We start from the raw sequence: 5,588 nt of genomic DNA on the forward strand, positions 1-5,588 counted from the left end.
TAAAAGTTTTAAATCGAAACCTACTTTTTTGTAGGAATTTTTTCGGCAGTGTTGTTTTTTGTCTTTCATTAGGTATGTTGCTAAAAGGTTTAATTTTTAGTCAACCTATTTCAGGAAAGTACGTTCGGAGGCATTGTATATAACGTGTATGTGTATGGTTAGTTGCGTACAAGTACGCTGTAATTCTTTGCTAAGCAATATAATAAAAAATAGGGAAGAACCGTCGTCTTAACCAACTAGCGCAGCAATTAATTATACACGGTGTTGGCGGTAGTTTTTATTTTGATAGTTCCAATCCAATATTTAAATTTCTCGATATTTCTCTTCCATATGGATTTCCTTTTTTAATTATTTCATTCAATGATATAAACTTCTCATTGTTTTGGAATACGAATCGTAAGTAAGAGTTTGATTTAAAGTAATCATTTTTTTTGGATGTTAACTGAGGTCGAATGACAGAATTCACGATTTCTTGCTCCTTAGAATCTAAATAATAGCCTATTAATTCAAGACCTATAAAGATGCCACTTTCTTTTAATAATAGTACTTTTTCTGAAACATCAAAAATAGCGATATCTTTACTAAAGGAATTAACATCAATAGGTTCACTGCTGTATAAAGGTTCCGATAACATATTTTTATCAGAATCGTAAATATGAATTCTGACGTAGGCTTTAACATTAGCGTTTTTTAATTCTTTTTTTTCTATCACTTTTGAAAATCGAATTGAAATCTTATTGACATAATAATTTTTAGTTTTATAATAAGGATAAATAGAAGTAATTATTTCGGATTTTGGTTGTAAAGGCCAAGACCCAAAGGATTTTGCCCCTTTCAATAATTTAATGCTTTTAGTTTCAGTCGGGTTTCCTGTCAATACAATTTCGTCGAGTTTATAGGACTGAGGTTGTAAAAATATTGTGTCTTTAACATTTACGGTTATTAAACTTTGGGTTTTATATCCTAATAATTTAATTTTTATTGAGTCAGACACTGCCGATTTCAAATCAAATTTACCATCAATTGAAGAATAGAATCCTGTATCATTAAATTCAATAGCAACAAACGATAAAGGTAATTTTGTAATTGAATCTACAACAATTACATTTTGAGATTCAGCCTTGAATGAATAGAAAATCAAAGAAAAAATTAAAAGATGTTTAATTATTTTACTGAAAATCATTTCTGTTCTTGTGTTTTTAAATTACCGCCAACGTGTATGTGTATGGTTAGTTGCGTACAAGTACGCAGTTATTCTTTGTTAAGCAATATACTAAAAAGTAGGGAAGAACCGTCGTCTTAGCCAACTTGCGCAGCAATTAATTATACACGTTGTTGCCACCAGTACTTTTTCGTTTTAAAAGAATTTCGATAAATAATCTATTCTTTCTTGATTCGTAATTATTTCGTGATACCAAACAGGTGGTTGATAATCAACCCATTCATCTTCTTTGTGGTTTTCAATTTGTTTCTTTCGAGCGTTTTCAATAATGTCAAGTAATTCTTTACTCGGCTTTTTTAACAATTCAATAGACTTTATCTGATTAACCTCAATAGTTGTTTTTCCGTTTTGCTCATCTGAGCTATATGCAACAAACAAATCTAATGGAAGTTTTGTGTAAATAGGCATTTGTTCCAAAAGTCTATATTTTGCAACTTCTGTTTTGGTAATTGTCAATGTGTTTTTTTCTTCATCAAATTCAGTTTTCGGTTGTTGAAGATGCCTAGCGCTTATATTCTCAACATAACATAATTTTGAAGTTTCATTTCGATGAGATGCATAACTGTCAAGATTTGAAAGGTTGAATTTAAAGTCATAAAGAATTAATTGTTTTGTTCCGTTATCGTGTTCGAAGCAAAACCCGTGAGTTCGATATTTATATTCATATCCTCCAGCTCCAAACGTGATAAATCCTTCTATTATTTTTCCGTCGTTTAATGTGACTTTGCACACAGCTTGAATTTCAGGTGCTCCAAGGTCAATATTAACTGTTTTTCCAGATGTAAAAAGTATTAAAATTATAGAAAATATTATTCTCATTATCGTGTTTTTCGTATTGGTGGCAACGTGTACGTGTATGGTTTGTTGCGGTCAAGTACGCGATAATTTTTCCGCAGTAACAATATAGTAAAAAGTACACAAAGATCGTCGTCTTAGCCAACAATCCGGAATGAACTATACACGTTGTTGTATGTAGTACTTTTTAAAATAAATATTAGACAATCGAGAGATGTAGTATTTTTTTCTCTAACTCATGAATACAATAATCAAACGTATTTGTATTATTAAATTTCAGCACCTCTGAGAATTTATTTTTTGCGGTGTTATAAAAATTTCTTAAAATAAAATCAATAAAAATAAATGGTGTAATTGGTTTATATAATGGAATTCTACAGTTTTTGTATTGTCCGATTGTGAGATGTGAGCATGGATGGTCAATTATTTTATGATTTCCAGGATCAAAATCAAATCTTATTGGTGTTGTAATAATGTTTTTCTGGATTATATCTGCGTAAATTTCATCTAACTCATATATTTCACTATTGTTTTGGAATTCATCTAAATCAGGTGAAGGAAAAAAGGCTAAGCGATATTTTTTTAAGCTATCTTCATTATCAAATGAGTACAATATTTGTATTAATGCTCCATCGACCAATTTAACATTGTAATTTTTTTCTTCACGAAGAATTGAATAAATATCTGAATATGGTATATTTTTCAATGATATTGAGATATCATGATTACCAGATATATAAATAGAACCATTTTTTTCTGAAGGAAAATTTTGCTCTTCAGATAGGTTAACCTCAATTAAGCTAGAAGTTATTACATTGATTTGATCTAAAATTTCATTTTTTGTCATTATAGTAAGTTCCTTAACTGGTCTATAAGATCTTTTGGTAAGTCTTCTTTTAGAATTTTACCTTCTTTTAAGTCATTAAATAAATCTCCTAAGTTTTGTTGGTTTTTTTCAACTCTATTCTTTTCTTGAGCTGACATATCTCTGTTTACAATATTCATATGCTCCCTTTCTTCAGCAGTAGGATATTTAAAAGTCAAGCTAAAATCATTTTTCTTAACTTTTTTATATTCTTTTTTTAATCCTACCATATCAGGACCATAACCACAAACTCTAACCCATGCTTTGCTTCTAGTCATTGCCGTAAAAAGTATATTTCTTTTTTTAGCAAGCTCAACTCCACTAAAACAAAATTGAGAATTAATGATGTATACCATAGCTGCTTCATTACCTTTTGCTCTATAAATACCTGTAAAAGTAATTGTATCCTGATTGTAAAAAATATCAGGCGAGTCTGTAACACCAGCTAAACTAGAGTTTACTCCATTATCATACAATTTTTTTCTGAATGCTCCTACTAATGTTTTAGTAGTTAATGGATTTGGATTAATAACCATTATGTCATCCAATCTTAACTCATCTTCATTAATATTTTTTAAGATTTGAGAAACAATATAATCTATCTGTTCATTATTATTCTTAAACACTTCAAACTTTAATAAATCATCAATATCGGAATGTTCAGATAGGAATGCAGGACTAGTTTCATTTGTTCTTTTTAAGGTTACTTTCTCTCCTTCGTCTAATTTTCCATCTATTAGTTTATAGCCGATATCATTCCATAAAGAAGAATTATCAAACATTTGCACTAAATTATCTCTATAAATTCCGAATCCAAGTGCATGTGCAGTACTCAATATTTCAGAAGAATTCCTATAACACTTATACAGTATTATATCTTGTTTAGGTTGATTGTTATCATTTACCAAGGTCACTAGAGGTTCTCCATTTTCATCATTCCCAAATATTTTTTCTGGGGAAGCCATGGCTTTGGTATTTAAACTTTGCAATTCATCATATGCATAAACTAATCTTTTGGTATCTCCTAAAATATTATAACAGATTTTCAAAAAATCTTTAGAAAAATCCTGTGCTTCATCAATAACAATAAGGTCATATTTTTTTCTAAATTCTGAAATTTCATTCAAAGCTTTTTCACAAACTTTATCGAATTCTTTGCCATATACTCTTGTTAAACTTTTAGCAGCTTTAAAATCATAATACTCTATATTATAATCTATACATATATTAAAGTATACTCCTTCAGAGGAAGGTGTTCCCCAAGCGTGTATAATATCTATTTTATCCCAGTTAGGTTCTTCATTTATGTGTTCATAACTAAATAAAGTTATATACTTTCTAAATTGATCTTTTAATGATCGAGTATTAAAGGTAACTGCAATTTTCCAATCGGGATTCTTAGCATGTAAATATGCTACTTTTAACGCTAAAATTATGGTTTTTCCAGATCCTGCTAAACCACGAATCCTTTGAACTCCTTCAACTGTTTCAATCACAGCAGAACTTTGTTGACGATCAAGATTTGCAATAGAATCTTCCAGTTTCTTTAATTTTGCACCTCTAGATGTATCAGATTTAATATAATCCCTTGACTTATTCTTTCTTATAGAAGTTATAGATTGTAAAACAGATAATGTTTGCTCAAAATATTCTTCGTCATTAGATTTAAGAGAATTAATATATTTTGAAAGCGAGTCATTATTGATAATGCATGGGTAATCATCATTTTCATCAATTACTTTACTCCAAGCAGGACAATAAGTCATTGTATTAATTTCAACAGCAAGCTTTCTTTTTTTAGTTAAATTTTTATGTTGAAGTAACTTAGAGGCTAACTTTGTATAATTTTCATCCTGAATATCTATATAATTGATTGTATTATCTGCTCCTTCTTCAACATTAATTATAACTAGACCTGTTTCTTTAGTAAGTAGTAATGCATCAATTTGAAAACCACCTTGAGAGGTGCCAATTATAGGGTAGCCAATGTATAAAGTCCCTTCGAGTTTAGTTTTAATAGACTCAAAAAAAGTTATTAATTGTTTTGATGATTCTGGTTTGTTTTTTAAATCACCTCTTACTATGTTCAATTCTTTCATGAATGATTATCTTTCTTTAAAACAAAAATAGCATTATTAATTTATTTGAGAATGATTTTGGTATTACATACAACGTGTATGTGTAAGGTTTCGTTGCGTTGGTTTGCTTAAAATTAATAAAAGAAACCAGAACCATTGATGTTTTTGTCTAAAATATTCCAAGCACAAAAAAAGAAGCAATGAACTTTACACGTTGTTATTTACTGTGCCGACACCTAAGAGTAAACACGTCCAGCTTGCGTCTCTGAATTAAGAGTAATCACATAACGCGAGAAGAGTAATCACATAAAGAGGTTTGAGTGATCACGTTTGCTAATCAATTGTTTTTTGAATCAGACGATTTCCTTTTGAATTGAACCTCTAATTTATATATCTGAGTGAGTTTCAGAGTCGAGTGAAAACCCTTTGAGATTGAGTGTGAATTACTAAAATTAAGATTGAATAATCTCTCCGTATGAGTAATTCGGAGGCATTGTATATAACGTGTATGTGTAAGGTTTCGTTGCGTTGGTTTGCTTAAAATTAATAAAAGAAACCAAAACCACTGATGTTTTTGTCTAAAATATTCCAAGTACAAAAAAAGTAGCAATGAACTTTACACGTTGTT

At 29.6% G+C, this 5,588-nt stretch carries 4 protein-coding genes; all 4 read right to left on the reverse strand.

From position 1 onward, the window contains the following. Positions 1–277 precede the first annotated feature (277 nt). Complete coding sequence (locus N4270_RS16865; RefSeq protein WP_260098529.1) at positions 278–1,183, reverse strand: carboxypeptidase-like regulatory domain-containing protein; 906 nt, start codon at positions 1,181–1,183, stop codon at positions 278–280. A gap of 174 nt (positions 1,184–1,357) precedes the next feature. Continuing rightward, entirely contained in the window at positions 1,358–2,041 is a 684-nt protein-coding gene (locus tag N4270_RS16870; RefSeq protein ID WP_260098530.1) for a hypothetical protein, read from the reverse strand. Between the two features lie 175 nt (positions 2,042–2,216). Then, positions 2,217–2,864 carry a DUF2290 domain-containing protein gene (locus N4270_RS16875; RefSeq protein WP_260098531.1) on the reverse strand — a complete coding sequence of 216 codons (648 nt, stop codon included), beginning with the start codon at positions 2,862–2,864 and terminating at the stop codon, positions 2,217–2,219. Then, the gene (locus N4270_RS16880; RefSeq protein WP_260098532.1) at positions 2,864–4,981 is read right to left on the reverse strand and encodes a DEAD/DEAH box helicase; all 2,118 of its coding nucleotides are present in this window, start codon (positions 4,979–4,981) and stop codon (positions 2,864–2,866) included. The genes N4270_RS16875 and N4270_RS16880 overlap by 1 nt, the downstream gene beginning before the upstream one ends. Positions 4,982–5,588: the final 607 nt, after the last annotated feature.

The sequence above is a fragment of the Psychroserpens sp. SPM9 genome (assembly GCF_025153525.1).
In the GTDB taxonomy this organism is placed as follows: domain Bacteria; phylum Bacteroidota; class Bacteroidia; order Flavobacteriales; family Flavobacteriaceae; genus Psychroserpens.

Excerpts from the sequence above, each read along its gene's own strand:
- N4270_RS16865 (WP_260098529.1), bottom strand. The coding sequence starts at position 1,183 with ATGATTTTCAGTAAAATAATTAAACATCTTTTAATTTTTTCTTTGATT.
- N4270_RS16870 (WP_260098530.1), bottom strand. The coding sequence starts at position 2,041 with ATGAGAATAATATTTTCTATAATTTTAATACTTTTTACATCTGGAAAA.
- N4270_RS16875 (WP_260098531.1), bottom strand. The coding sequence starts at position 2,864 with ATGACAAAAAATGAAATTTTAGATCAAATCAATGTAATAACTTCTAGC.
- N4270_RS16880 (WP_260098532.1), bottom strand. The coding sequence starts at position 4,981 with ATGAAAGAATTGAACATAGTAAGAGGTGATTTAAAAAACAAACCAGAA.